Source organism: Variovorax sp. J31P207 (assembly GCF_030316965.1).
Lineage (GTDB): Bacteria > Pseudomonadota > Gammaproteobacteria > Burkholderiales > Burkholderiaceae_C > Variovorax > Variovorax ginsengisoli_B.
In genome coordinates this window covers 223,508-248,170 of sequence record NZ_JASZYN010000009.1, presented here as the reverse complement: position 1 = coordinate 248,170, position 24,663 = coordinate 223,508, and the positions used below count along the sequence as shown (strand labels likewise).

Sequence of the window (24,663 nt, the reverse complement as noted above, 5' to 3'; positions counted from 1 at the left end):
TCAGCTCCCTTCGGCCACGATGCGCTGGTCGGTGATGATGCGTTTCCAGCGTGCCGTCTCGTCGGCCAGGTCCTTGCGCAGCTGCGCGGGCGGCGCGTAGGCGCGCAAGGTGCCTTGCGCGGCCGCCGCGGTGGCCGCCTCGGGGGTGTCGAGCACCGTCTTCACGGCCGCCGAGATCTTCTCGACGATGTCGTCGGGCGTGCCCGCCGGCGCCAGCAGGAAGAGCCGCGGTGCGACGTCGAAGCCCGGCAGCGCATCGGCCAGCGGCGCCACGCCGTCGGCGCCGTCGAGCTTCGCCTTGTTCATGAGGGCCACCGCGCGCAGCTTGCCGGCCTTGGCCTGCGCCATGCCCGCCGTGGCGCTGACGACGCCGATCGGAACCTGCCCGCCGACCACGTCGGGCACGATCTGCGCGGCTCCGCGGTAGGGCACATGCACCACGAAGCTGCCGGTGGTCTGCTTGAGCATCTCGAAGCCCAGGTGCTGCACCGTGCCGACGCCCGAGGTGGCGAAGGAATAGCGGCCCGGATGGGTCTTGAGCTCGGTCACCAGTTCGGCCGGCGTGCGGGCCGGGAAGTCGTTGCCGGTGACGATCATCAGCGGCGAGACGAAGGCGCCGGCCACCGGCTTGAAGCTGGTCAGGGGATCGATCGCGATCTTCGGCTGCAGCAGCTTGGTGATCAGCATGGCGCTGTCGCCCATCATCAGCGTGTAGCCGTCGGGCGCCGCCTTGGCGACCAGGTCGGCCGCGATCATGCCGGTGGCGCCGGCGCGGTTCTCGACCACCACCTGCTGGCCCAGCACCGCCGGCAGGCGGGCGCTCAGGATGCGCGCCGCGGCGTCGACGCCGCCGCCGGCCGAATAGCCCACCACCAGCCGGATCGGCCGGTCGGGGTACTTCTGGGCCCAGGCGGCGCCCGCCATGCCGAGCGCCATTCCCAGTGTTCCCAGCGTCGCCACGCGCAGGGCCCGCCGGCGTGGGGATCGAGTCGCTTGCTGTCTCTTGTTCATCGTGTCTCCGTTGTCCTTGTCCGTGGCCTGCCTCAGGCTTTGCCCTTGCCGTGCGAGGTCGGGAGCTTCGCCAGCTCCCGCACCCGGTCCGCGTTGGGCGCGAAGCCGAGCCCCGGCGTCTCGGGCAGCGTGAGCCAGCCCTGGTCGGGCACCGGCAGGCCGTCGAAGATCTTCTTCAGCATCTCGACCGCGACGTAGTGGTATTCGACCATGCCGCCGTTGGCGACCCCCGCATGCAGGTGCATGTTGTGGAAGGGCCAGGCGCCGCCATTGTCGATCGGCACGTTGAAGGCCTGCGCCATGCCGGCGATCTTCAGGCACTGCGAATAGCCGCCCGAGATCGTCACGTTGGGCTGCAGCACGTCGGCCGCCTGGTTGACCAGCAGGTCGCGGAAGCGGAAGGCCAGGCCTTCGTTCTGCCCGCAGGCCAGAGGGATCGTGGTGCGGCTGCGCAGCTGCGCCATCTGCCGCACGTCGTTCTGCGTCAGCGGCTCCTCGAAGAAGCTGATGCCGTAGGGTTCGATGCGGCGCGCCAGCTGGGTGGCGTGGAACAGGTCGAGGCCGCAGTTGGCGTCGACATAGAGCTTGACGTCGGGCCCGACGGCCTCGCGCACCGCGGCCACGCGGCGCACGTCCTCGTCGATCACTTCGTCGATCGGACGGGGCTCGTCGCGGCGCGCCAGGGCATGGCCGCCGACCGTCATCTTGAGCCGCTGGAAGCCCTGCGACACCCAGAGCTTTGCCGCTTCGGCGAGCTGGTCGCGCTCGAAGAAGCCGAAGCCGAAGGTGGCATAGACCGGGACCCGCGAGCGCGCGCCGCCCAGCAGGCGCCACAGCGGCTGGCCCAGTGCCTTGGCCTTGAGGTCCCACAGCGCGATGTCGAGCGCGGCGATCGCGTGGCTCGCGTAGCCGGTCTGGCCGCGCGGCGAGAGCAGCCAGTAGAGCTTTTCCCAGAGGCGCTCGGTGGCCATCGGGTCTTCGCCGATCAGCGCCGGGCCGGCCACCTCGCGCACCGCGGCGGCGATGATCTCTTCTTCGGTGATGGCGGTCATGCCGTGGCCCACCAGGCCGGTGTCGGTCTCGATCTCGGTCAGGCAGAGCGACAGCGAGGTCTGCTTGGCCAGGCCCAGCACGTCGATGGTGACCGGGATGTTCAGCGGCGTGGCGCTGACGCGGATGATCTTCAAGAATGTCTCCTTTGCTTGCTCGGTTGCGCGATTCTTGACGCGCGCGAGCGGGAGAACAATTCGTTTGTGGCGGGCGCGAGGCTTCGCGGGACGCGAAGGCTCGGGCTGCTACGACCAGCGCTGGACCGCCTCGGCGGTGTCGCTCGGCCGGGTGTTGAAGCAGATGCGGGCGCCGGGGGCAGATCGGTGCACCACGTTGATCAGCTGCTCGAAGAGAAGAAAGTAGGCCGGGAGGGTCCGGATGCCGGCACCGATGACCACGCAATCGAAGGCTTTTTCGGACAGCTTCCGGGCCACCACATCGGCAGCGGTCTCCCCGAGGTCGGTCAGGCACAGCGAGGCCTCGTACCCCAGCGCGGCGAGCTTCGCCTGGTCCGCCTCGAGGCCGGTACGGACCTTGGCGGCGTTCATGTCGGGCATCGCGCTGAAGTCGACCAGCGTGGGCTCCAATCCGATCACCAGCACTTGCGTCTTCGTCATGGGTCTCTCCTTCGAAAAGATCAAGGGCCGGTCAGGCCGGATCGGGCATCCGCAGATGCTCCAGCACCGAGCGCGCGGCCGCCGTCAGGTCCTGCTCGCGCCGCACGCACAGCAGGTGGCGGCGCATGGCCCAGGGCGCGTCGAGCCGCAGGCAGCGCAGCCGCAGGATCTGCAGCTGCGGCAGGATGGCGGCGAAGGGCAGCACGCCGATGCCGATGCCCTGCTCGACCATGCGGCAGACCATGTCGAAGCTGCCGACCTGCATGCGCACCTTGAGCGGTACCTGGGCCTCGAGTGCTGCTGCGAGCAGCACGCGGTGCAGTGCCGTGCCTTCGCGAACCACGATATGGTCGTGCCGCAGCACCTCCTCGACGCCGACCCGCTTGCGGCGTGCCAGCGGATGGTCGCGCGCCACCACGACGGCGAGCTCGTCGCTGCGGTAGGCCAGGCATTCGAGCCCGTCGGCCGGCGTGTGGCCCTCGATCACGCCGATGTCGGCCAGGCCGCCGACCACGGCCTTGACCACCTCGGTGCTGGCGCGCTCCTGCAGGTCGATCTTGAGCACCGGATGCAGCCGCAGGAAGGAGCCGATCTGCGCCGGCAGGAACTGGGCGATGGCCGATGCATTGGCCGTGATGCTGACCACGCCGGCCACGCCGTTCTGGAAGTCGTCGAGCTCGGCGCCGAGCCGGTCCATGGCCGACAGCACGGCGCGGGCATGCAGCAGCAGGCCGTGGCCGGCTGAAGTGAGCGTGACGCCGCGCGCATGGCGCACCAGCAACGGCAGCTTGGCCCGCGCCTCGAGGTCGGAGATGCGCTTGCTGGCGGCGGCCAGCGCGATGTGGCAGCGCTTGGCGCCCTCGCTGATGCTGCCGTGGTCGGCCACGGCCACGAACAGGCGCAGCGATTTCAGGTCGGCCGACATCGGGCTCAGTCCGGCTTCGAGGGCTGGGCCAGGTAGTCGAAGAGTTCGCGTGCGGACGCCGGCAGCTGCTCGCGGCTGCGCGCGATGATCTTGAGCTCGCGCTCGGCCCAGGCGTCGGTCAGCGGCACCGTCGTGATGCGCAGCGCGCGCGACAGGCGCCGCGCCGACGAGGCCGGCAGCACGCCGACGCCGACGCCGGCCTCGATCATCAGGCAGATGGCCTCGAAGCTGCCGACCTGGATGCGGGGTGCGTAGCCGCGGCCCGCGAGCTCGGCCTTGCGCAGCAGGAAACGGTGGATCGCGCTGGCATGGTGCAGGCCGACATGCTGCTCCTCGAGCGTGTCGACGAAGGCCATCGCGCTGGCATCGGCGAAGCGGTGGGCCGTGGGCACCACCAGCACCAGATGGTTGCGGCCGAAGGGGCGGGCGTCGAAGTCGCCGGTGTGGGCGTCGCCCGCGAGGATGCCGATGTCGGCGCCGCCGTCGGCCACCGAGCGCACGATCTCCTCGCTGAGGAATTCGCGCAGGTCGACCTGCACCGCCGGATGCTGGGTCAGGAAGCCGGCCAGCTTCTCGGGCAGGTACTCGGTGATCGACGTGGTGTTGGCGAACACCCGCACGTGGCCCTTGATGCCCTTGCCGAAGTCCTGCATGTCGATGCGCAGGTGCTCCATCTGCTGCATCACGCGCTTCGCGTGATAGAGCAGGGCCTCGCCCGCGGCCGTGAGGTTCACGCCCTGGGCGGTGCGGTGCAGCAGCTTGCCGCCGATAGCCTCCTCCATCTGCTTGATGCGGGTCGAGGCCGCCGCGAGCGAGATGCAGGCCTTGTCGGCGCCGCGCGTCAGGCTGCGGGCCTCGGCGACGAAGGCGAAAAGCTTGAGATCGAAAAGATCGAAGTGCAGGTTCACGGGCGGATTGTCCCGCAAGCTTGGGGGCTCGTCAGATCGGGTCCCAGCTGAAGACGTCGGCGGAGCGGTCGAGCGGATAGAAGCTGGCCCGCATCGCCGGCATCGCATGCTCGGCGATGGTCTGCGGCGTCCAGCCTTCGGAGCGATGCACCGAGCGCACCGGCCGCGGCTGGCTGATCAGCGAAATCTCGTTGTTGCGCACCGAGAAGATCTGGCCGTTGACCTCGTGCGCGGCATCGCTCGCCAAATAGACCGCCAGCGGGGCGATCTTCGACGGCGTCATCTGCTGGATCTTGGCCACGCGCGCCTTCTGCTCGTCGGTGTCGGTCGGGATGGCGCCGATCATGCGGCTCCAGGCGAAGGGCGCGATGCAGTTGGAACGCACGTTGAACTTCAGCATGTCGAGCGCGATCGACTTCGACAGCGCCGCGATGCCGAGCTTGGCGGCCGAGTAGTTGGCCTGGCCGAAGTTGCCGATCAGGCCCGAGGTCGAGGTCATGTGCACCATCGCGCCCGAGTTCTGCTCCTTGAAGAAGGTCGCGGCGGCGCGGCTCACGAAGTAGGTGCCGTACAGGTGGACCTTGATCACCGAATCCCACTCGTCGACCGACATCTTGTGGAAGAAGCGGTCGCGCAGGATGCCGGCGTTGTTGACCACGGCATCGATGCGGCCGAAGTTGTCGACCGCGCATTGCACCATGCGCGCCGCGCTGGCGGCATCGGCCACGCTGTCGGTGTTGGGCACCGCCTCGCCGCCGATCGCGTGGATCTCGTCGACCACCTGCTGCGCCGGACCGGCGCTGTGGCCGGCGCCGTCAACCGCGGCACCGATGTCGTTGACCACCACGCGGGCGCCGTGCCGCGCCATGGCCAGCGCGATGTCGCGGCCGATGCCGCCCCCTGCGCCGGTGACCAGAACCACTTTGCCTTCGACCATCGGATCTCTCCAGAAACTTGCCTGCGGAATCGCCTGCGCAGGATGCCACGGGCGGCGCCGCCCGTGCTTCGGGATTGCGAAAGAGGGGTTTCGGCGCGGTCTAGGGGAACACGCCCTAGTTCCGCTCGCGCACCACCAGCGTCTGGACCGCCGTGCCGATCGGACCCCGCTCGTCATAGAGCCGCGACAGCGTGAGCCCGGCGCCGCTGGCGTCTACCTGGGTTTCCGACGACAGGCCGATCCATTCGCCCGCCGGCGGGCGGTGCAGGTGCAGGTTCAGGTCGGCATTGGAGAACAGGAAGCGGTCGGGCGGCAGCACCCAGCTGAGCCCGTTGCCGAAATCGGCCGCGGCGGCGGCGCGCATCGCGGGCGAATTGGGCACACCGTGCACCAGCGGCACCGCCAGCCGGAACCATGCGGCGCCCGGGCCGGGCCGGGAGACGTCGCCCTGGGCCGCCAGGGTGTCGACCGCGGTGGCGTAGAACGAGATGCCCTCGGGCAGCCCCGGGATGCGCAGCGGCTGGCTGCAATCCTGCGGCGCCGGCAGCAGGCGCGCAGGCGACGCAAGCGGCAGGCCGTCGGGCAGGGCCAGCGCCTGGCCGCGCAGCATCAGCGCATGGCCGCGCGCCACCAGCGTGTCGCCGGCCAGCAGCTCGATGGTGAGGCGCGTGGTCGAGCGCGCGGACTGCATGCTGAATCGGGTGGCGAGCGGTGCGACCGGCACCGGCTTGACCAGCTCGACGGTCAGGCGCGCCAGCTGCCAGCCGGGTTCGTCGATGGCGCTTTCGGCCACGTGCGCGAGCAGGGCGCTGGGAGCGCCGCCGTGCTGCGCGCGAGGGTCCCAGGGGCCGCGCGACAGCGCGCTGGGCAGCCAGGCCTCGCCCGCGCGGGTGAAGACGGCGGCAGGGCGTTCGGATTCGATCGGGGGATGGGTCATCGCCGTATTCTTACCGCAGCTGGTGCTTGAGCAGCTTGCCGGTCGCGGTGCGCGGCAGCGCCTCGCGCACTTCCCAGGCGCGCGGGATCTTGTAGCGCGCCAGCTGCGGCTCGAGGTACTTGCGCAGCGCGTCGCCGTCGAGCACCCGGCCGGGGCGCGCCGCCATCACCGCGGTCACGGTCTCGCCCCATTCGGGGTGCGGCCGGCCGATGACGGCCACGTCCTGGACGTCGGGATGCATCGCCAGCACGTCCTCGACCTCCTTCGAGTAGACGTTCTCGCCGCCGGTGACGATCATGTCGCGCAGCCGGTCGACGATGAAGAGGAAGCCGTCCTCGTCGATCCGCGCCAGGTCGCCGCTGCGGTACCAGCCCTCGTCGTCGAAGGCGGCGGCCGAGGCCTCGGGGTTGTCGAGGTAGCCCTTCATGATCGCCGGCGAGCGCAGGTGGATCTCGCCCACCTCGCCGGCCGAGCAGCGCTTGCCGTCGGCGCGGCGCACCTCGACTGCGACCCCCGGCACGCCGGCGCGTCCGATCGAGCCGGCCTTGGCGATCGCCTCTTCGGGATAGAGCACGGTGCCCAGCGGGCCCGATTCGGTCATGCCGTAGACCTGCACGAAGCGGTCGCTGCGGTAGCTGTCGGCCAGCTTGCGCGCCATGTCGGCGCCCAGCGGCCCGCCGCCGTAGGCCCACATCCGCATCGCGCTGAAATCGTAGGACTGCAGGTCGGGCACCACCTGCAGCGGCGCCAGGAAGGCGATCGGCGCGCCGAAGGTGAAGCTGATGCGCTCCTGCGCCAGCGTGTCGAGGAAGGCCTTGGGTGCGTACTCGCGCAGCAGCACCACGCTGCCGCCCATCAGCAGGGTGCCGAGCAGCCAGTTGTTGAGCGGCGACGAATGCCAGGCCGGCATTGCGATCAGGGTGCGCTCGTGGCGCGTGATCGAGGTGCTGGCGGCCGCGCACACCGCCGCGAGGAACACGTTGGCATGGGTGTGCAGGCAGCCCTTGGGCTTGCCCGTGGTGCCCGAGGTGTAGAGGATCTCGGCCAGCGCGTCGGTGGCCGGCGGCGTGCCGCGCTCCAGGGGCGCGGCCTGCGCGAGCAGTTCGTCGAAGCTGGCCATGCCGGCGCCGGCGCTGTCGGTCGAGAGCCACGCCGGTGCACTCTCGACCTTCTGTGCGAGCGCCGCCAGCGCGCCGTCGACCACGCACAGCTTGCTGCCCGAATGGCGCAGCACGTAGTCGACCTCGGGCGCCTGCAGCTTGTGGTTGACCGGCACCACCGCGACCCCGAGCCGCCAGGCGCCGAACAGCGCAAGCACGAAGCCCGGCGTGTTGAAGCACAGCAGCGCCACGCGGTCGCCGGCGACGATGCCCTGGCCGCGCAGCACGGTGGCGGCGCGGCGGCTCAGCTCGGCGAACTCGGCGTAGCTGTACGAGCGGCCCGCGGCCCGCAGGAACTCCTTGCCCGGCTGCACCCGGGCGTGCTGGTCGAGGATCGAAACGAAATCCGTCATCTTGCGTGTCGCCTCACTGCCAGGCGGCGCGCAGCAGCGCGGCCGGGTCGCTGGTGCCCGAGGTGATGCCGGTCACCGGCCCCCAGTCGGGGTCGAAGCGGCTGCCGATGAAGGCGGCCGAAGCCTCGGGGCTCGCGTGCTGCAGCATCAGGCAGGCCTGGGCCGTGAGCACCAGCCGCTGCGTGAAGCGGCGCGCCTGGCGCTCGAGCTCGGCCGGTGGCTGCGCGACCGCGTCGCGCAGCGCCTGGGCCTGGGTCCGCAGGCGGCTGTCCTGCGACGCTACTTGCTGCAGATGGTCGAGCACCAGGTGCGCGTCGTCCGGATTGCGCGAGACCGCGCGCAGCACGTCCAGGCTCATCACGTTGCCCGAGCCTTCCCAGATCGAGTTGACCGGCGCTTCGCGGAACAGGCGGCCCATCGGGCCGTCCTCCACATAGCCGTTGCCGCCGAAGACCTCCATCGCCTCGCCGGTCAGCGCCACCGCGCGCTTGCAGTTCCAGAACTTGGCGGCCGGCGTCACGAGCCGGCGCCAGGCGACGTCGAAGGGATCGGTCGAGCCGAAGTGCGAGGCCAGGTCCATCGCCAGCAAGGTGGCGGCCTCGGACTCGAGCGCCATGTCGGCGAGCAGCTCGGTCATCACGGGCTGCTCGATCAGCGCCTTGCCGAAGGCGTGGCGGTTGCGCGTGTAGTGCAGCGCCTGCGCCAGCGCCTGGCGGATGAAGCCGGCGCTGGCGAGCGCGCAGTCCAGGCGGGTGTAGGTCGCCATCTCGATGATGGTCGGGATGCCGCGGCCCTCGTCGCCGACCAGCACGCCCCAGGCCTCCTTGAACTCGACCTCGCTGCTCGAGTTGGAGCGGTTGCCCACCTTGTCCTTGAGGCGCTGGATCTGGATCGGGTTCTTGCTGCCGTCGGGCCGCCAGCGCGGCACGAAGAAGCAGGACGAGCCGCGCTCCTCGGTCTTGGCGAGCACCAGGTGGCCGTCGCACATCGGCGCCGAGAAGAACCACTTGTGGCCGGTGATGAGGAACTCCTCGCCCCAGGCGCCGCGGCCCGCCGGCACCGCGCGCGAGGTGTTGGTGCGCACGTCGCTGCCGCCCTGCTTCTCGGTCATGCCCATGCCGACTGTCATCGAGTCCTTCTGCGCGAAGGGCAGGTCGCGCGGATCGTGCACCGTCGCGTTCAGTTTGGGCTGTGCGGTTGCGAACAGCGCCGGGTTTAGCCGCATCACCGGGATGCAGGCCTTGGTCATGGTGGTCGGGCAGGTCGAGCCCGACTCGATCTGGCTGTGCATGTAGAGCGAGGCGCCGTAGGCGGTCCAGGCCGAGGGGCGCTGGTCGACGAAGGGCAGGTTGGCGATGCCGTTGCGGCGCGCGATGCCCATCATCGTGTGCCAGGCAGGATGGAACTTCACGAGGTCGATGCGCTCGCCGGTGCGCGAGTGGGTGTGCAGTTCGGGCTCGTGGCGGTTGGCGTCTTCGGCGGCGCGGATCGTCGCTTCACAGCCGTACTCCGCGCCCTGGCGCAGCAGCTCGTCGTCGCGCCAGCCGGCACCGCCGCGCGCCACCGCGCGGCGCAGCGCCGGGTCGCTGGCGTAGAGGTTGTAGTCCTTGAGTTCGGGGACCTGGTTGTCGGGGTGGATGCCGGTCATGGTGTGTCTTTCGGGGGTGAAGGGGGCGCGGGCTCAGCCGCCCGCCGGGCGCTTCATCTGGCAGCTGGTGGCCAGCTCGGCCGCCTTGGCGTCGACCATCGCCACGGGCTTCCAGCCCAGGCCGGTGTTCTCCTGGTCGTGCACCACGGTCTTGCCGTCGACCTTCTCCCAGCTCAGCACGTAGATCGGCTGCTGCGCCTGATGGTCGGACTTGCGCATCTCGACCGGGCCGTTGAGGCCTTCGAAGCGCATGCCTTCCATCTTCGCGGCCACGGTGGCGGGGTCGGTCGATTTCGTCTCGCGGATCGCCTGCGCCAGCATCAGGATCGCGTTGTGGCCCAGGCCGTTGATGAAGTCCTCGCCGACCTGGCGCTTGAAGCCGCCGAGCAGCGGCCTGGACGCCAGCCGCGGGTCGTTCGGGCTGAAGGCCGAGACCAGCTTGACCCGGCCTTCGCCCGCCGCGCCCATGGCGCCCGGCACGCCGAAGTTGTTGGCGTTGAGCGTGTAGAAGTCGACGCCCAGGCCCGAGTCGCGCGCGGCCCGCACGATCAGCGACAGGTCGGCACCGAAGTCGGCCGTGATCACGGTGTCGGCGCCGGCGCGCTTGATCTTCGCCATGTAGGGCGAGTAGTCCTTGACCTGGCCCAGCGGGTGGAAGTCGTCGCCGACGATCTCGATGTCGGGCCGCTTCTTCGCGAGCAGTTCGCGCGCCGCCTTCGAGACCTCCTGCCCGTAGGCGTAGTTCGGGTTCAGCAGGAACACTTTCCTGATGCCGGGCTGCTTGGCGATGTGCGTGGTCATCGCCTCGATCTTCATGTCGGAATTCGCATCGGTGCGGAAGTGCCAGAAGCTGCACTGCGCGTTGGTCATCACCGGGGCCTGCGCGGCGTAGTTGAGGTAGACGATCTCCTTGCCCGGATTGCGGCTGTTGTGCTTCTCGATCGCGCCCAGCAGCGCCACGCCGACCGCTGAAGAACTCGCGCCCTGCACCACGTAGCGGATGTCCTGCGCCACGATCGAGTTGAGCAGGCTCAGCGCCTCTTGCGCCGACAGCTTGTTGTCGAAGGCAACGATCTCGAACTTCGTCGGGCCGGCCCAGCCTTCGTCGTTGGCCATCTTCACCGAGTACTGGAAGCTCTTGAGCACGTTGAGGCCGAGGCCGGCCATCGGGCCGGACATGGCGTCCAGCGAGGCGATCTTCAGGGTCGAGGCGGGTTGGGCTGAGGCCGAGGCAGCGGCCAGCGCGAGCGCGGCCAAGGCCGCCCGGAGGAAGGTTGTCATGCGTTGCGTGTCTCTCGTTCTTGTGGGTGCCGCGCCGGGCTTCGGCGCTGCTTTGCAGCGCTGCAGAATGCAGCCTGTCAGCTCTAAAAATTCTAGGAACAACCGACGCTTCGGGTGTTCGGGTTCCGGTGCAAGGAGGCCAGGATCAAACGCTCACCGACTTCTCCCCCGAGGAGGAAGCCGCGACAGTCGCGCGCACTTCACACTTCTCAAGCCCTGCAGGACGCCTTTGTTCGGCTTTTGGTCGAGCGCGGCTACGCAGGCATCACGATCCGCGAGATCGTCCTGGTGGCCGGCACCGGCCTCGGCAGCTTCTATGAATACTTCGCGAGCAAGGAAGACCTCGCGCGGGTCTGCCTGCACCTGCGTTCCAAGGCGCTGCTGATGGCGCTGCGCGACGCGGCCGAACGCCACGCGGGCCGGCCGATGTGCGAGGTGGTCGACGCGGCGATCGAATCGCAGATCGAGGCGCACCGCGAGCACCCGCTCGAATGGGGCGCCCACTACCTGCTCGAGCGGCAGCTCTCCGGCCCCGACGCCTACCGCAAGATGTACGACCGCTTCGTCGACGAGTGGGGACACGCGCTCGCGGCCGCGAGCGACGCGCTGCCGCCCGGCCCAAGGGTGGAGGCGGCGCGGGTTTGCCTGACCTTGATCTACGGCCTGATGGCGCAGGCGCATATCGGCGTGCGCAGCGCACCGGACATGCCGGCGATCTCGCGCCAGGCGCGCGGCGCGCTCCACGCCTACCTGGACAGCCTGCGGCCGGCCTGACTCAGTGCCCCAGCGGCACGCTGGCTTCCTTCAGCACCCGCAGCACGAAGCTCGACTTGCTGTGGCGGATGCCGGGGATCTTGTAGAGCTTTTCGCGCAGCAGGCGCTCGTAGTCTCGGGTGTCGCGCACCGCGATGCGGATGTAGTAGTCGTAGTCGCCCGAGACCAGGTAGGCCTCCTGGATCTCCGGAATGGTCGCCAGCACGCGGCCGAATTCGTAGAGCGTCTCGTCGGTGTGGCTCTCGAGCGTGAGCTGCACGATCACGAAGTCGTTGTAGCCGAGCTTGGCCGGGTCGAGGTCGACCGTGTAGCGCTTGATCACGCCCTGCGATTCGAGCTTCTTGATGCGGGTCCAGCAACTGGTGGCCGAGAGCCCGACCGCGGCGCCGATCTCCTGCAGGGTCTTGCGCGAGTCCTCCCGCAGTTCCCGCAGGATGGCGAGATCGATTCTTTCTGATGAATCTTCGATCGAATCGTCTTTGGTGCGATTGGTTTTCATGGATTTGCGCAAATGAGGCGGAAAAATGAAGCCTATTCTGCGCCAGAGCCGGAAGAATCATGGAATGCAATCCTCCCTGGCCCTTTCCCCTTCGCCCGCCGCGCCGGCGCCTTTCGAAGCAGCGCGCCTGCGCAATGGCGCCGTCGCGCTGCTCGACACGCTGATCGCCTGTGGCGTCGACACGCTCTTCGGCTACCCCGGCGGTGCCGCGCTGCCGCTGTACGACGCCCTGCACGGCGAGCCGCGCCTGCGCCACGTGCTGGTGCGGCACGAACAGGCCGCGGTCCATGCCGCCGAGGGCTATGCCCGCAGCACCGGCCGCGTCGGCGTGGTGCTGGTCACGTCCGGGCCGGGCGTCGGCAACACCATCACGGGCCTGCTCGACGCCATGAGCGATTCGGTGCCGCTGCTGTGCATCAGCGGCCAGGTCGCCAGTTCGGTGATTGGCACCCAGGCCTTCCAGGAGAGCGATGCGCTCGTCATGTCGCGGCCGGTGACCAAGTGGAACCACCAGCCGCGCTGCGCGGACGACATTCCGTCGGTGATCCGCCGGGCACTGGAGATCGCGGCCTCGGGCCGGCCGGGGCCGGTGCTGGTCGATGTGCCGAAGGACGTGCAGCTGGCCTTGCTGCAGCGGCCCGCGCCAACGCAGCCGGCCGCGCCCGCCGCGCGCAAGGCGCGTGCGGCAGTCCTGCCGCCGCCCGATGCCCTGCAGCGCGCGGCCGACCTGATCTCCACCGCGCGCCGGCCCGTGCTGTACGGCGGCGGCGGGCTCGTGAACTCGGGCCCGCTGGCCTGCGCCGCCTTCACGCGCCTGGTGCACCGCCTCGACGCGCCCTGCACGCTGACGCTGATGGGCCTGGGCGCCTTCCCGGGTTCCGATCCACGCTTCCTCGGCATGCTGGGCATGCATGGCGCGCTGGAGGCCAACCTCGCGATGCACGAGGCCGACCTCGTGGTCTGCGTGGGCGCGCGCTTCGACGACCGCGTGACCGGCAAGCTCGACGAGTTCTGTCCCCTGGCGCGGAAGATCCACATCGACATCGATCCGGGCAGCATCGACAAGGTGGTCAAGGTCGATGTGCCCCTGCCGGGCGACTGCGGCGCGGTGCTCGATGCCTTGCTGGCCCAGCCGGCGCTCGACGGCCCGGCACCCGGGCGGCTCGCGCCCTGGTGGCAGCGCATCGCGCGCTGGCGGGCCGAGCGCTGCTTCGACTTCGCGCCGCGCGCCGACGCGATCCTGCCGCAGCAGCTGATGGCGTCGCTGCAGGGCCGGCTGGCCGGCCGCGACGCGATCGTCTCGACCGACGTCGGCCAGCACCAGATGTGGGCCGCGCAGTACCTGCGCTTCGAGCGGCCCGGCCGCTGGCTCACCTCGGGCGGCGCCGGCACCATGGGCTACGGCCTGCCGGCGGCCATCGGGGCGCAGATCGCGCATCCGGAGGCGCTGGTGGTGTGCGTGAGCGGCGATGCGTCGGTGCTGATGAATATCCAGGAGCTGTCGACCGCTATGCAGCACCGCGCGCCGGTCAAGCTGATGCTGTCGAACAACGGCTACATGGGCATGGTGCGGCAGTGGCAGGAACTCAACCACGGCAACCGGTTGAGCCACAGCTGGAACGAGGCGCTGCCCGATTTCGTGGCGCTGGCGAAGGCCTTCGGCTGGGGCGCGCGGCGCGTCACGGCGCCCGCCGAGCTGGAGGCCGCACTGGCCGAATGCCTCGCGAGCGCGGGTCCGTTTTTCCTCGACGTTCAGGTGGCGGCCGAGGAGAACTGCTTTCCGATGATGCCGGCCGGTTGCGGGCACCATCGGGTGATGCTCGCGAAGGACCGCTGGTACGAGGACCCGGTCACCGCAGCCAGCCCCTGAACAGGTGCTTGAAGAGCCGCCGCCGCGCGCGGTGCGGCTGGGGCTGCGCATGGCCGGCCGGCGTCGGGGCCGGCGCGGGAATCACGGCGCCGGCCGCGAGTTGCGCCAGCGATTCGAAGAGCAGGCTTCTCGGCTCCAGGCGGATGCCGCCGAGGCGCAGGAAGTCGATGGCGACGCGGGCGGCCTGGAGGGAGTCGCCGCCGAGGTCGAAGAAGTTGTCGGAGCGTGAGATCTCGAAAGGCGCCAGGCCCAGCACGCCGCCCCACACGCCCGCAAGGGCGATTTCGGCGGGGGTGGCGGGCTCGTCGCCGCGCCGGGCGGCCGAACGATCCTCCGCCTTCGGCGCCGGGAGCGCCTGCCGGTCGATCTTGCCGTTGGGCAGCAAGGGGAGCGCCGCCAGCGCCACGTAGTGCTGCGGCAGCATGTAGCCGGGCAGCCAGGGCCTCAGGTGCTCCTTGAGCGCGCGCGCGTCGAGCGCCCCTTCGCGCAGTACCACGTAGGCCACCAGGCGGATGTCGCCCGGCCGGTCTTCGCGCGCCGTCACGAGGCACTGGGCGATCGAAGGATGGGCCAGCAGGCGGGCCTCGATCTCGCCCGGCTCGATGCGATGGCCGCGCACCTTGACCTGGAAGTCGAGCCGGCCCTGGTGCTCGATCAGGCCGTCGTGCCGCCATCGCCCGCGGTCGCCGGTGCGGTACAGGCGGGCTTGCGGGTCCGGATCGAAGGGATCGGCGATGAAACGCTCGGCGCTGAGTTCGGGCCGGTTCCAATAGCCCAGGGTGACGCCGTCGCCGCCGATGAAGATCTCGCCGGAAACGCCGGGCGGACATGGCCTGTGCTGCGCATCGAGCACGTGGATGCGGGTGTTGGCGATCGGCCGGCCGATCGAGATGGCCTGCGCGTCCGGCTGCACCTTCCAGCAGGTGGACCACACCGTGGTCTCGGTGGGGCCATACATGTTCCAGAGCTCGCCGCTTCGCTGCAGGAGTTCGCGGGCCAGGCTCGGGTTCAGGCTCTCGCCGCCGACCAGGGCCTTGAAGGTCGGCGAGCCGCGCCAGCCGGCATCGATCAGCATGCGCCAGCTGGCCGGGGTGGCCTGCATCACCGAAGCCCGTGAGCGCTCGATCAACTGTCCGAGTGCGATCCCGTCGGTGGCCTGCTCGCGGGTCGCCAGCACGACCGTGGCGCCGATCGAAAGCGGCAGCAGCAGCTCCAGCACCGCGATGTCGAAACTCAGCGTGGTGACGGCCAGCACGGCGTCCTGCGCCGTGAGCCCGGGTTCGCGCTGCATCGACAGCAGGAAGTTGACCACCGCCCGATGCGGCACCACGACCCCCTTGGGCTTGCCGGTGGAGCCGGAGGTGTAGATCACATACGCCGCGTCCCCGGCACCGGCGTCGCGCTCGGCGTCGGGCGGCAGGGGCGTGTCGGGCTGCGCCATCAGCGCGGCTTCTTCGGCGTCCGACACCAGCGTCGGCAGTCCGTGCTCGCGCCACCATTCGGCCATGTCCGGCGGGCTCATGAGCAGGCTCAGGCCGGCGTCCAGGGCCATGTCGAGCAGGCGCAGGCGAGGATAGGCCGGGTCCAGCGGCACGTAGGCGGCGCCCGCGGACAGGATCGCGAGCTGCGCAACCACCATGGACGGGCCACGCTCCAGGCACAGGCCGACGCGGCAGCCGCGCTGCACGCCCCTGTGGCGGAGCGCGTGCGCCAGGCGGTGCACGCGCGACCACAGTTCCGGGTAGCCCAGCGCATCGCCCGGAATCTGGAGGATCGCCGTGCCGGCCGAGGCGTGTTGCCCCGCGAGCAGGCCGTGCACCGTCATCGCGCGGGGGTAGGCGCTGGCGGTCTGGTTCCACGTCGCCAGCCTGGCCAGCTCCAGCGGGTCGGCGGCCGCCAGCTCGTGCAGCGGCCGTTCCGGATCCTGCATGAGCCGGTCCAGCAGATGGAGGTAGCTGTCCAGCAGGGCCTTCGCTGTCGCCGGCGCGAAGAGCTCGGTGGAGTAGGACAAGGCCAGCGAACGCTCGTCCTCGGTCTCGATGGTGAGGGCCAGGTCGAACTGGGTCGCCCCCAGGCTCAGCGGCATGAAGCTCGCGTCCAGGCCTTCGAGCCGGGGAATCTGCCGCGGCGTGTTCAGCACGTTGAACATCGCGCGCACCTCGGGCACCCGGGCGCCGTTGTTGTTGCGCCGCAGGCTGTCGATCACTTGGTCGAAGGGCGCATGCTGGTGGGTGAAGGCCGACAGGCAGGTCTCGCGCACCTGGCAGGCCAGCTCCCGGAAGTTCATCGCGGGCTGCACGTCGCTGCGCAGCATCAGGGTGTTGACCAGCGAGCCCACCAGCGCCTCGGCCTCGACCCGCGTGCGACCCGCGATCGGCGTTCCCACCACGATGTCCTGCTGCGCGCACTGGCGCGCGAGCAGCACCTGGAACGCCGCCAGCAAGGTCATGAAAGGCGTCAGGCCCAGGCGACCGCCGAAGCGATGGACTTCGTGCATCCAGTCATCGGGAATCAGCCGTCGAACCTGTTCCCCGCGGCTGGTGCGCCGGCGAGTCACGGCGGAGTCGGCCACCAGGTTCAAGGGGGTCATGCCGGCGAGCTGCTGCAGCCAGTAGCGGGTGTCGCCGGCCAGCGCCTCGCCGTCGGCCTGGCCGCGCTGCCAGATGGCGTAGTCGGCGAAATCGATCGCATCGCGCGGCGCGGGCGCGGGCGCTCCGGCGCAGGCAGCGTTGTACATCGCCTCGAGGTCGCGCAACAGCACGCCCCATGACCAGTCGTCGCCGATCATGTGGTGCAGCACCAGGACCAGCGCATGGTCCTGGGCGCCGAGTTCGACCAAGATGAAGCGGTGCAGCGGTCCGTGCGCGAGGTCGAAGGGCTCGGCCGCCAGGCGCGCGGCCTGCCGCTCCAGTTCGGTGTCCCGTTCCGGACCGGGGATGGCGCGCAGGTCCAGCCCGACCAGGTTCGCCGGCTGCACCGGTCCGATGGTGGCCATCGGTTCGGCGTCCCCCATCGCGAAGGTGGTGCGAAACGCCTCGTGGCGGGCGACCAGCCCATCGAGCGCCTGGCGCAGCGGCGCCGCCTGGAGAGGCCCGCGCAGGCGAAGCGCCTTGCGGACGTGGTACGCGGCACCGTGCGGGTCCATGTCGTGGAACATCCACATGTTGCGCTGCGAGAACGACACCGGCAGCGGCCGGTCGCGCGAGACCGGCACGATCGGGGCATGCCCCGCGGCGGCGCCACCGGACAGCGCCGGTCGATGCGCATCGATCGCCCGGGCCAGGGTCTCGATGGTCGGATGTTCCAGCACGCTGCGCACCGGCAGTTCGACCTTCAGGGTCGCGCCGATGCGCGAAGCGATCTGCGTCGCCGACAGCGAGTGGCCGCCGAGCTCGAAGAAATTGCTGCGAATGCCGAAACCGGATCGTCCTAGCACCGCCTGCCAGATGTCCATCAGGATGGATTCGGAGGTTGATCGGGGGGGCTGCCGGTCCGTCTGTTCGGCATCGACTCGGACGGCCTGGCCGTGCAGGTCGCGGCGCCTGACCTTGCCGCCCGGGCCGACCGGAATCGTCTCGAGCACGCGGATTCGCGCCGGGATCTTGAAGTCGGCCACCTGCCCGAACAGCGCGGCCCGCAGCGCCTGTCCCTCGACGGTGCGGCCGGCCGCGGGAACCACGATGGCGTGCACGTCCTCGCCGAGTGTCGGGTGCGGCGCGGGGTAGGCCGCCGCCTGGGCGACGCCGGGCAGGCGCAGCAGGGCCTGCTCGACGTCGAAGGGCGAGATCTTCTCGCCGCCGCGATTGATCATTTCCTTGCTGCGTCCGGTGAGGAACAGGTCGCCGTCGGCGTCGAAGCGGCCCAGGTCGCCGGTCAGGAACCAGCCGTCGCGAAAGGCTTCCGCATTCGCCTCGGGGTTGTCCTCGTAGCCCTCGAAAAGGGCCGGACCGCGCGCCACGACGGCGCCGACCTGCCCGACGGGCAGGCTGTGGCCGTGTCCGTCGACCACGCGCAGCTCGGCGCCGACCGGCCGCCCCACGGAGCCCGGCTTGCGCGGCGCCGGCGGCAAGGGATTGCTCGCCAGCTGGGTGGCCGATTCGGTCATGCCGTAGGACTCGATGACCGGCACCCCCCAGAGATCCTCCATGCGCTCCAGCAGCGCCACGGGCATGGGCGAGGAGGCCGAGCGGATCAGGCGCAAGGCATGGGCGGGCGCGGCCATGCCTTCGCGAGAGGCCTGGTCCGCGATGGCATGGTGGACGGTGGGCGCGGCGGTGTACCAGGTGGGCTCGAACTCGGCCACCCAGCCCATGAAGGCCGGGGCGTCGAAGGCCGGCGCGCAGACCACGGACGACCCGGCCGCGAGCGGCGCGAGCAGCCCGCCGACCAGGCCATGGCTGTGATGGATCGGCATCACGCACAGTGCGCGGTCCGCTGTCGCGAGGGCCAGATGGCGTGCGATGCTGCGAGCCGAACTCACGACCTGGCGCTGCCCGAGCGGCACCCGCTTGGCCTTGCCGACGGTGCCCGAGGTGAACAGCACGAAGGCGGTGTGCGACGGATCGGGCCAGGGGACGTTGACGTCCGCCGCGCCTTCCGATGCGCGCGCGAGCCAGTGCGGAAGGTCGAAGTCCAGGGGGACCAGGTTCAGGGTCCGTGCGAGTCGAGCCGGCACGGCATCGCCGGGCAACCCGACCACGGCGTCGGCGCGCGCATCGGCGAGCAGGGCCAGCAATTCGGGCTCGGGCAGCCCCGGGTGGAGCGGGATGCAGGTGGCTTGGGCGCCGATCGCCAGGGTGGCCACGGCCGACTCGATCCCGCTCGGCATGACCACGGCGATGCGCGAGGCCGGCGAGAGCCCGTGGCCCGCCAGCCAGGACCGCAGGCTGCGGACGATCTCGAACAGTTCGGCATGGCCGATCGGCCGCCGCCCGGGGGACAGCAGGGCCGGGGCCAAAGGCTGCGCGAGCGCATGAAGCGCCAACTGGGCGTGGAGGGTCGCGATGCTGTGCTCGATCAAGGCAGATTCACCGGACAGGTCGACGCCACCCAGGGGAACGCAGCGGCGATGCAGAACCATCGCGCGCCCTCGATGCGTTCCGGTGGATGGCGATTCCTGGATGTTGACAGCATCAAGAGACTCTGCCGTGCCCGGCCTGAACTGTCACTGACATTTGATGGTTCGGCGCGACACTCAGGACACTATTGCGTGATTTTCTTCACGGCCCTTCAGGCCTCTCGATGCATGGCGCACAAAAGAAAACGGCGCTATCGGTTAGATAGCGCCGTTTCATTACCAGTGATGGGTTTGCTGGTGGGCCCTGAGTGACTCGAACACTCGACCTACGGATTAAGAGTCCGCTGCTCTACCAACTGAGCTAAGAGCCCCTGAAAAGCATTACTGCTACTCAGGCAATCCCACGATTATAGCCATAAGTTTGGCCGCTTCTTCAGGTCCGCTCAAAAATGCAGGCAATCCCCTGGCCTCCGCCGATGCACATCGTCACCAGCGCGTACCGGCCCTGGATGCGCTCGAGCTCGTACAGCGCCTTCACCGTGATCAGCGCGCCGGTGGCGCCGACCGGATGGCCGAGCGAGATGCCCGAGCCGTTGGGGTTCACCTTGGCCGGGTCCAGGCCCAGGTCCTGGGTCACGGCGCAGGCCTGCGCCGCGAAGGCCTCGTTGGCCTCGACCACGTCCATGTCCGAGGCCTTGAGGCCGGCTTTTTCAAGCGCCTTGCGCGAGGCCGGCACCGGACCGATGCCCATGTAGGCCGGGTCGACGCCGGCGAAGGCGTAGGCCACGATGCGCGCCATCGGCTTCAGGCCGCGCCGCGCGGCCTCTTCCTTTTCCATCAGCACCACCGCCGCCGCGGCGTCGTTGACACCCGAGGCGTTGCCCGCGGTCACCGTGCCGTTTTCCTTCAGGAAGGCCGGCTTGAGCTTGGCCATGTCTTCGATCTTGGCGTCGTTGCGCACGTGCTCGTCGGTGTCGAAGAGGGTGGTGCCCTTGCGGCTCTCCAGCGCCACCGGGACGATCTGCGACTTGAAGTAGCCGGCTTCGATCGCCTTCTGCGCGCGCTGGTGGCTGGCGAGCGCGGTCTGGTCCTGGGTCTCGCGGCTGATGCCCCACTTCTTGGCGATGTTCTCGGCCGTGATGCCCATGTGGATGGTCTGGAACGGGTCGTGCAGCGCGCCGAGCATCATGTCGACCATCTTGCTGTCGCCCATGCGGGCACCCCAGCGCGCCGTGAGGGACGCGAAGGGCGCCCGGCTCATGCTCTCGGCGCCGCCGCCGACGGCCACCTTGGCATCGCCGAGCTGGATGCTCTGCGCCGCGCTGACGATCGCCTGCAGGCCCGAGCCGCACAGCCGGTTGACTGTCAGCGCGGGGGTTTCCTGGGCGCAGCCGCCTTCGATCGCGGCGACCCGGGCCATGTACATGTCGCGCGGCTCGGTGTTGATGACGTGTCCGAAGACCACGTTCTCGACGTCCTTGCCGTCGACCTTGGCGCGGGCCAGCGCCTCCTTGGTGACCAGGGCGGCGAGCTTGGTGGGCGGCACGTCCTTGAGGCTTCCGCCGAAGGTCCCGATGGCGGTGCGAACGCCGCTGACGACAACCACTTCCTTCATGAATTTCTCCTTGGCAAACGAAGCGCCGATGATGCCAGCCCGGCTGCCGCCGCGGTGGCGCCGGCGTTACGATGCGTTCCCCAACCAGGAGCGTGCGATGACCGATTCCAGCTTTCCCCGACATGTGGTGGTCACGGGCGCCGCCGGCGCGCTGGGGCGCGCGGTGGTGCAGCAGTTTCTCGGGCAGGGCGCGCGCGTGGCCCTGGTCGACCATCGGCTGGAGCACCTGGCCAGCACCTTTCCGGGGCTGGACAACTCGCAGCACCTGCTGCTCGAAGCCGACGTGACCTCGACCGAGGCCATGGCCGGGGCAGGGCAGCGCATCCTGGCCTCCTTCGGCGGGCAGGTCGATGCCCTGGTCCACATCGCCGGCGGCTTCGAGATGGGCGAGCCGGTGCATGCGCTCGGCCGCGCGGCCTGGGACCGCATGATGAACCTCAACGCCTGGTCTTTCGTGGCGGTGACGCAGGCGCTGGTGCCCGCGATGATCGAGCGCAGGGCCGGCCGGGTGATTGCCGTGAGCGCCAAGACCGCCGCCCGCGGCGCCGCCGCCATGGCCGCCTACATTGCCTCCAAGAGCGCGCTGCAGCGCCTGGTCGAGGCCGCCGCGGCGGAACTGGCGCCGCACGGCATCGGCGTCAACAGCATCGCGCCCAGCGTGCTCGACACGCCTGCCAACCGGCAGGCGATGCCCGACGCCGACCCGGGCCAGTGGGTGTCGACCGCGGTGGCGGCGCAGACCGTGGCCTTCCTGGCCTCGCCGGCCGCCGCGGCGCTGCACGGCCAGCACCTGGCGCTGGACGCCTGAGCGGCCTGGCGCCAGGGCGCGCCCGGTCGGGTTGCACCAAGGGGCAATCGCCGCTTCACCTTGGGACAAGTGCGTTTTGTCCCCGGCTTGCGCATGCTGTGGGCACGCTGCGGCGCGGCGGGTTGCCCGCACGCGCCAGCGCACCCCTCACAACCAGGAGTCGACATGGCATCCAAGAAACCCGCCGCCAGCCCGTCCGGGACGAAGCAGCCCAATATCCTCGTGATCTGGGGCGACGACATCGGCATCGCCAACCTCAGCTGCTACACGCATGGCCTGATGGGCTACCAGACGCCCAACATCGACCGCATCGCCAGGGAAGGGATGAAGTTCACCGACTCCTACGGCGAGCAGTCCTGCACCGCCGGCCGCTCGTCCTTCATCACCGGCCAGAGCGTCTACCGCACCGGGCTCTCGAAGGTTGGCATTCCGGCCGCGCCGATCGGCATGAGCGACAAGATCGTCACCATCGCGGCGCTGCTCAAGACCCGGGGCTATGCCACCGGCCAGTTCGGCAAGAACCACCTGGGCGACCGCAACGAGATGCTGCCGACCAACCACGGCTTCGACGAATTTTTCGGCAACCTCTACCACCTGAACGCCGAGGAAGAGCCGGAGATGTACGACTACTACCCGGAGAAGGACTTCCCCAACTTCAGGAAGAAGAACGGCCCGCGCGGCGTGATCCACTCCTACGCCACCGACAAGGACGACGCGACCGAGCAGCCGCGCTGGGGCCGCGTCGGCAAGCAGAAGATCGAGGACACCGGCCCGCTGACCAAGAAGCGCATGGAGACCTGCGATGACGAATTCGCCGAGGCGGCGAAGGGATTCATCGGCAAGCAGCACGCGGACGGCAAGCCCTTCTTCGTCTGGCTCAACTTCACGCACATGCACATGTTCACGCACACCAAGCCCGAGAGCCTGGGGCAGGCCGGGCGCTGGCAGTCGCCCTACCACGACACGATGATCGACCACGACAAGAACGTCGGCCAGCTGCTGGACTACCTCGACGAGCTCGGCATCGCCGAAGACACCTTCGTCATGTATTCGACCGACAACGGCCCGCACATGAACAGTTGGCCCGACGGCGCGATGACGCCTTTCCGCAGCGAGAAGAACACCAACTGGGAAGGCGCCTTCCGCATCCCGATGGTGGTGCGCTGGCCCGGCCATGTGCCCGCCGGCAGCATCTCCAACGGCATCGTCCAGCATCACGACTGGCTGCCGACCTTCCTCGAGATGGCGGGCGAGCCCGACATCGTCGAGAAATGCAAGAAGGGGGTGCAGGCGATCGGCCGAACGTACAAGAACCACATCGACGGCTTCAGCCTGCTCGGCCACATCACGGGCAAGGAGAAGGAGAGCCCGCGCAAGCTCTTCGTCTACATCAGCGACGACGGCGACATCCTCGGCCTGCGCTACGACAACTGGAAGGTGGTCTTCATGGAGCAGCGGCTGCCCGGCACCATGGCGGTGTGGGCGGAACCCTTCGTCCGGCTGCGCCTGCCGAAGCTCTTCAACCTGCGGACCGATCCCTTCGAGCGGGCGGACACGACGTCGAACAGCTACTACGAGTGGTTCCTGTATCACGCCTACATCCTGTATGGCGCCTACGCGATCGCCGACCAGTTCGCCGCCACCTTCAAGGACTTCCCACCGGTGCAGAAGCCCAATACCTTCACCATCGACGACGCGCTGTCGAAGATGGCCGAAGCCTCCGCGGGCGGCGCCAACTGAAGCGGCGGCCGCCGGTTCGGGAACATCATCATGAGCCGCCCGGCCCGCCCGCGTGGGTGGACCGGCCGCAGGGCCGGCCCGGGCCTGCCGCGCGGCCGCGCCGAGTGCTTTCCGCTGCAGGCGCTGGCCATGGCGCCGGCCGTTCCGGGGCCCGATCCAGAGGCCCGGCTCAGCGACGACTACGTGCGCCTGGTGGCGCGCGACGCCTACTTCTGGGCCTGGCCGATCGTCAACGTCTACAACCGGCGCGTCGCCCTCGGCCGCCTGCCGCATCCGATGCTGCTGGGCGGGGTGCTGCCGGCCGGACCGGCCAACAGCCTCACGATGCTGACCGACTACGTCGATCCCGCCGGGCGGGCGGTGGCCTGCCCGAACCATGACCTGGTGTGCGGCAGCGGCATCGTCGCCCTGGACCAGTCGCCGGTGGTGCTGCAGGTGCCGGACTTCGGCGATCGCTTCTGGGTCGTCCAGGTGCTGGATTCGCGCACCGACAGCATTGCCGAACTGGGCCGCATGTACGGCTCGCCACCCGGCTTCTATCTGCTGGTGGGACCGAACTGGGTCGGCACGGTGCCGCCGGGCATCCGCCGGGTGTTCGTCTCGCAGACCCGTACCGGGGTGGTGATTCCGCGCGTGTTCCGCGACGACAGCGTCCCGGACCTGAAGACGGTGCAGCGGCTCATCAACCAACTCGGCCTGTACCCGGTGGCGCAGTTCGATGGCCGCATGAAGACGACCGATTGGCGACAGGTGCCGGTGGTGCCGGCCGCGGCCGGCGGAGGGGACGCGGAAACCCGCTGGGTGGCGCCCGAGACCTTCCTGGCCGACCTGCCCGCCGCGCTGGCCGATGCCAGGCCGCTGCCGGGTGAGTCGGCGCGCTATGCACAGGTGCTGGCGGTGGCGGCCGCCGCCGCCAGGGACGCCCGCCTCAGGCAGGTCTTCGAGCAGGCGGTGGCGGCGGCCGACCGCGAGCTGGTCGAGCCCCTGTTCGAGTTCCGCAGCCATGGCCGTCGGCTGCCGCATCACTGGTCGACGATCGCCAACGGCGCCTGCTTCGGCACCGACTACTTCACCCGCACCGCGGTCGCGAAATCGAACATCTTCGTCAACAAGCCCAACGAGGCGCAGTGCTTCCACCAGGACTTCGACCGCGACGGTGCGCGCCTGTGCGGCAGCGGACGCTACACGGTGACCTTCGCGCAGGGGGCCGTGCCGCCGGTGAAGGGTTTCTGGTCGATGAGCCTCTACAACGGCCGTCATCTTTTCGAGGTCAACGCGCTGGGACGCTACGCGGTGGGCAGCAAGAGCGGGATGCGGTTCGCCGCCGACGGCTCGTTGACCATCCACGTCCAGCCGCAGTCGCCCGGTGCCGAGCACGAGAGCAACTGGCTGCCGGCACCGGCTGGCGATGCGAGCGAGTTCTCGCTTTCGATCCGCGCCTACTGGCCGGAGTCCGCGGTGCTCGACGGCCGCTGGACGCCGCCGGCCGTGGTCCGCTGCGCATGAAGGAATC

The 24,663-nt window shown here is 69.7% G+C and carries 18 protein-coding genes and 1 tRNA gene; 5 read left to right on the top strand and 14 right to left on the bottom strand.

Annotated elements, in window-relative coordinates; all coding sequences use genetic code 11:
• From QTI68_RS28230 to QTI68_RS28185, 10 genes are all read right to left on the bottom strand, one after another.
• Complete coding sequence (locus QTI68_RS28230) at positions 1 to 1,011, bottom strand: Bug family tripartite tricarboxylate transporter substrate binding protein (protein ID WP_286526438.1); 1,011 nt, start codon at positions 1,009 to 1,011, stop codon at positions 1 to 3.
• Positions 1,012 to 1,043: 32 nt separating this feature from the next.
• Entirely contained in the window at positions 1,044 to 2,198 is a 1,155-nt protein-coding gene (locus tag QTI68_RS28225) for a mandelate racemase/muconate lactonizing enzyme family protein (protein ID WP_286526436.1), read from the bottom strand.
• Between the two features lie 108 nt (positions 2,199 to 2,306).
• On the bottom strand, positions 2,307 to 2,678 hold the full coding sequence (locus QTI68_RS28220) for a hypothetical protein (RefSeq protein ID WP_286526435.1): 372 nt from the start codon (positions 2,676 to 2,678) through the stop codon (positions 2,307 to 2,309).
• A 31-nt stretch (positions 2,679 to 2,709) separates the two neighbouring features.
• Complete coding sequence (locus tag QTI68_RS28215) at positions 2,710 to 3,603, bottom strand: LysR family transcriptional regulator (RefSeq protein ID WP_286526433.1); 894 nt, start codon at positions 3,601 to 3,603, stop codon at positions 2,710 to 2,712.
• 5 nt (positions 3,604 to 3,608) lie between these two features.
• Complete coding sequence (locus QTI68_RS28210) at positions 3,609 to 4,511, bottom strand: LysR family transcriptional regulator (protein ID WP_286526432.1); 903 nt, start codon at positions 4,509 to 4,511, stop codon at positions 3,609 to 3,611.
• A 31-nt stretch (positions 4,512 to 4,542) separates the two neighbouring features.
• Positions 4,543 to 5,448 (bottom strand): SDR family NAD(P)-dependent oxidoreductase, encoded by a 906-nt coding sequence (locus tag QTI68_RS28205; RefSeq protein ID WP_286526431.1) that lies wholly within the window; start codon positions 5,446 to 5,448, stop codon positions 4,543 to 4,545.
• A gap of 115 nt (positions 5,449 to 5,563) precedes the next feature.
• Entirely contained in the window at positions 5,564 to 6,385 is an 822-nt protein-coding gene (locus QTI68_RS28200; protein WP_286526430.1) for a thioesterase family protein, read from the bottom strand.
• A 10-nt stretch (positions 6,386 to 6,395) separates the two neighbouring features.
• Positions 6,396 to 7,898: a class I adenylate-forming enzyme family protein gene (locus QTI68_RS28195; RefSeq protein ID WP_286526429.1), complete on the bottom strand. Its 1,503-nt coding sequence runs from the start codon at positions 7,896 to 7,898 to the stop codon at positions 6,396 to 6,398.
• A 13-nt stretch (positions 7,899 to 7,911) separates the two neighbouring features.
• On the bottom strand, positions 7,912 to 9,546 hold the full coding sequence (locus QTI68_RS28190; RefSeq protein ID WP_286526428.1) for an acyl-CoA dehydrogenase family protein: 1,635 nt from the start codon (positions 9,544 to 9,546) through the stop codon (positions 7,912 to 7,914).
• A 33-nt stretch (positions 9,547 to 9,579) separates the two neighbouring features.
• Positions 9,580 to 10,827, bottom strand: coding sequence for a branched-chain amino acid ABC transporter substrate-binding protein (locus tag QTI68_RS28185; RefSeq protein WP_286526426.1), 1,248 nt, complete (start codon positions 10,825 to 10,827; stop codon positions 9,580 to 9,582).
• A 114-nt stretch (positions 10,828 to 10,941) separates the two neighbouring features.
• Between QTI68_RS28185 and QTI68_RS28180 the strand changes: the two genes are divergently transcribed.
• Positions 10,942 to 11,601, top strand: coding sequence for a TetR/AcrR family transcriptional regulator (locus tag QTI68_RS28180; protein ID WP_353506448.1), 660 nt, complete (start codon positions 10,942 to 10,944; stop codon positions 11,599 to 11,601).
• Between the two features lies 1 nt (position 11,602).
• Here the strand turns inward: QTI68_RS28180 and QTI68_RS28175 are convergent, their stop codons facing one another.
• Positions 11,603 to 12,100, bottom strand: a complete 498-nt coding sequence (locus QTI68_RS28175) for an Lrp/AsnC family transcriptional regulator (RefSeq protein WP_286526425.1) — start codon at positions 12,098 to 12,100, stop codon at positions 11,603 to 11,605.
• Between the two features lie 64 nt (positions 12,101 to 12,164).
• Here QTI68_RS28175 and ilvB point away from each other — a divergent pair, with 64 nt between their 5' ends.
• Complete coding sequence (gene ilvB, locus QTI68_RS28170; RefSeq protein ID WP_286526424.1) at positions 12,165 to 13,970, top strand: biosynthetic-type acetolactate synthase large subunit; 1,806 nt, start codon at positions 12,165 to 12,167, stop codon at positions 13,968 to 13,970.
• Here the strand turns inward: ilvB and QTI68_RS28165 are convergent.
• The 3 genes from QTI68_RS28165 to bktB all read right to left on the bottom strand — a co-directional run bounded on the left by QTI68_RS28165 (position 13,951) and on the right by bktB (position 20,602).
• Positions 13,951 to 19,050, bottom strand: a complete 5,100-nt coding sequence (locus tag QTI68_RS28165) for a non-ribosomal peptide synthetase (RefSeq protein ID WP_286526423.1) — start codon at positions 19,048 to 19,050, stop codon at positions 13,951 to 13,953. The genes ilvB and QTI68_RS28165 overlap by 20 nt on opposite strands.
• A 232-nt stretch (positions 19,051 to 19,282) precedes the next feature.
• Positions 19,283 to 19,358, bottom strand: a tRNA-Lys gene (locus tag QTI68_RS28160).
• 62 nt (positions 19,359 to 19,420) lie between these two features.
• The gene (bktB, locus tag QTI68_RS28155; RefSeq protein WP_286526421.1) at positions 19,421 to 20,602 is read right to left on the bottom strand and encodes a beta-ketothiolase BktB; all 1,182 of its coding nucleotides are present in this window, start codon (positions 20,600 to 20,602) and stop codon (positions 19,421 to 19,423) included.
• A gap of 97 nt (positions 20,603 to 20,699) precedes the next feature.
• Here bktB and QTI68_RS28150 point away from each other — a divergent pair, with 97 nt between their 5' ends.
• From QTI68_RS28150 to QTI68_RS28140, 3 genes are all read left to right on the top strand, one after another.
• Complete coding sequence (locus tag QTI68_RS28150; protein ID WP_286526420.1) at positions 20,700 to 21,410, top strand: SDR family NAD(P)-dependent oxidoreductase; 711 nt, start codon at positions 20,700 to 20,702, stop codon at positions 21,408 to 21,410.
• 165 nt (positions 21,411 to 21,575) lie between these two features.
• Positions 21,576 to 23,150 carry an arylsulfatase gene (locus tag QTI68_RS28145; RefSeq protein WP_286526419.1) on the top strand — a complete coding sequence of 525 codons (1,575 nt, stop codon included), beginning with the start codon at positions 21,576 to 21,578 and terminating at the stop codon, positions 23,148 to 23,150.
• A 30-nt stretch (positions 23,151 to 23,180) separates the two neighbouring features.
• Positions 23,181 to 24,656 carry a DUF1254 domain-containing protein gene (locus QTI68_RS28140; protein ID WP_286526418.1) on the top strand — a complete coding sequence of 492 codons (1,476 nt, stop codon included), beginning with the start codon at positions 23,181 to 23,183 and terminating at the stop codon, positions 24,654 to 24,656.
• Positions 24,657 to 24,663 lie beyond the last annotated feature (7 nt).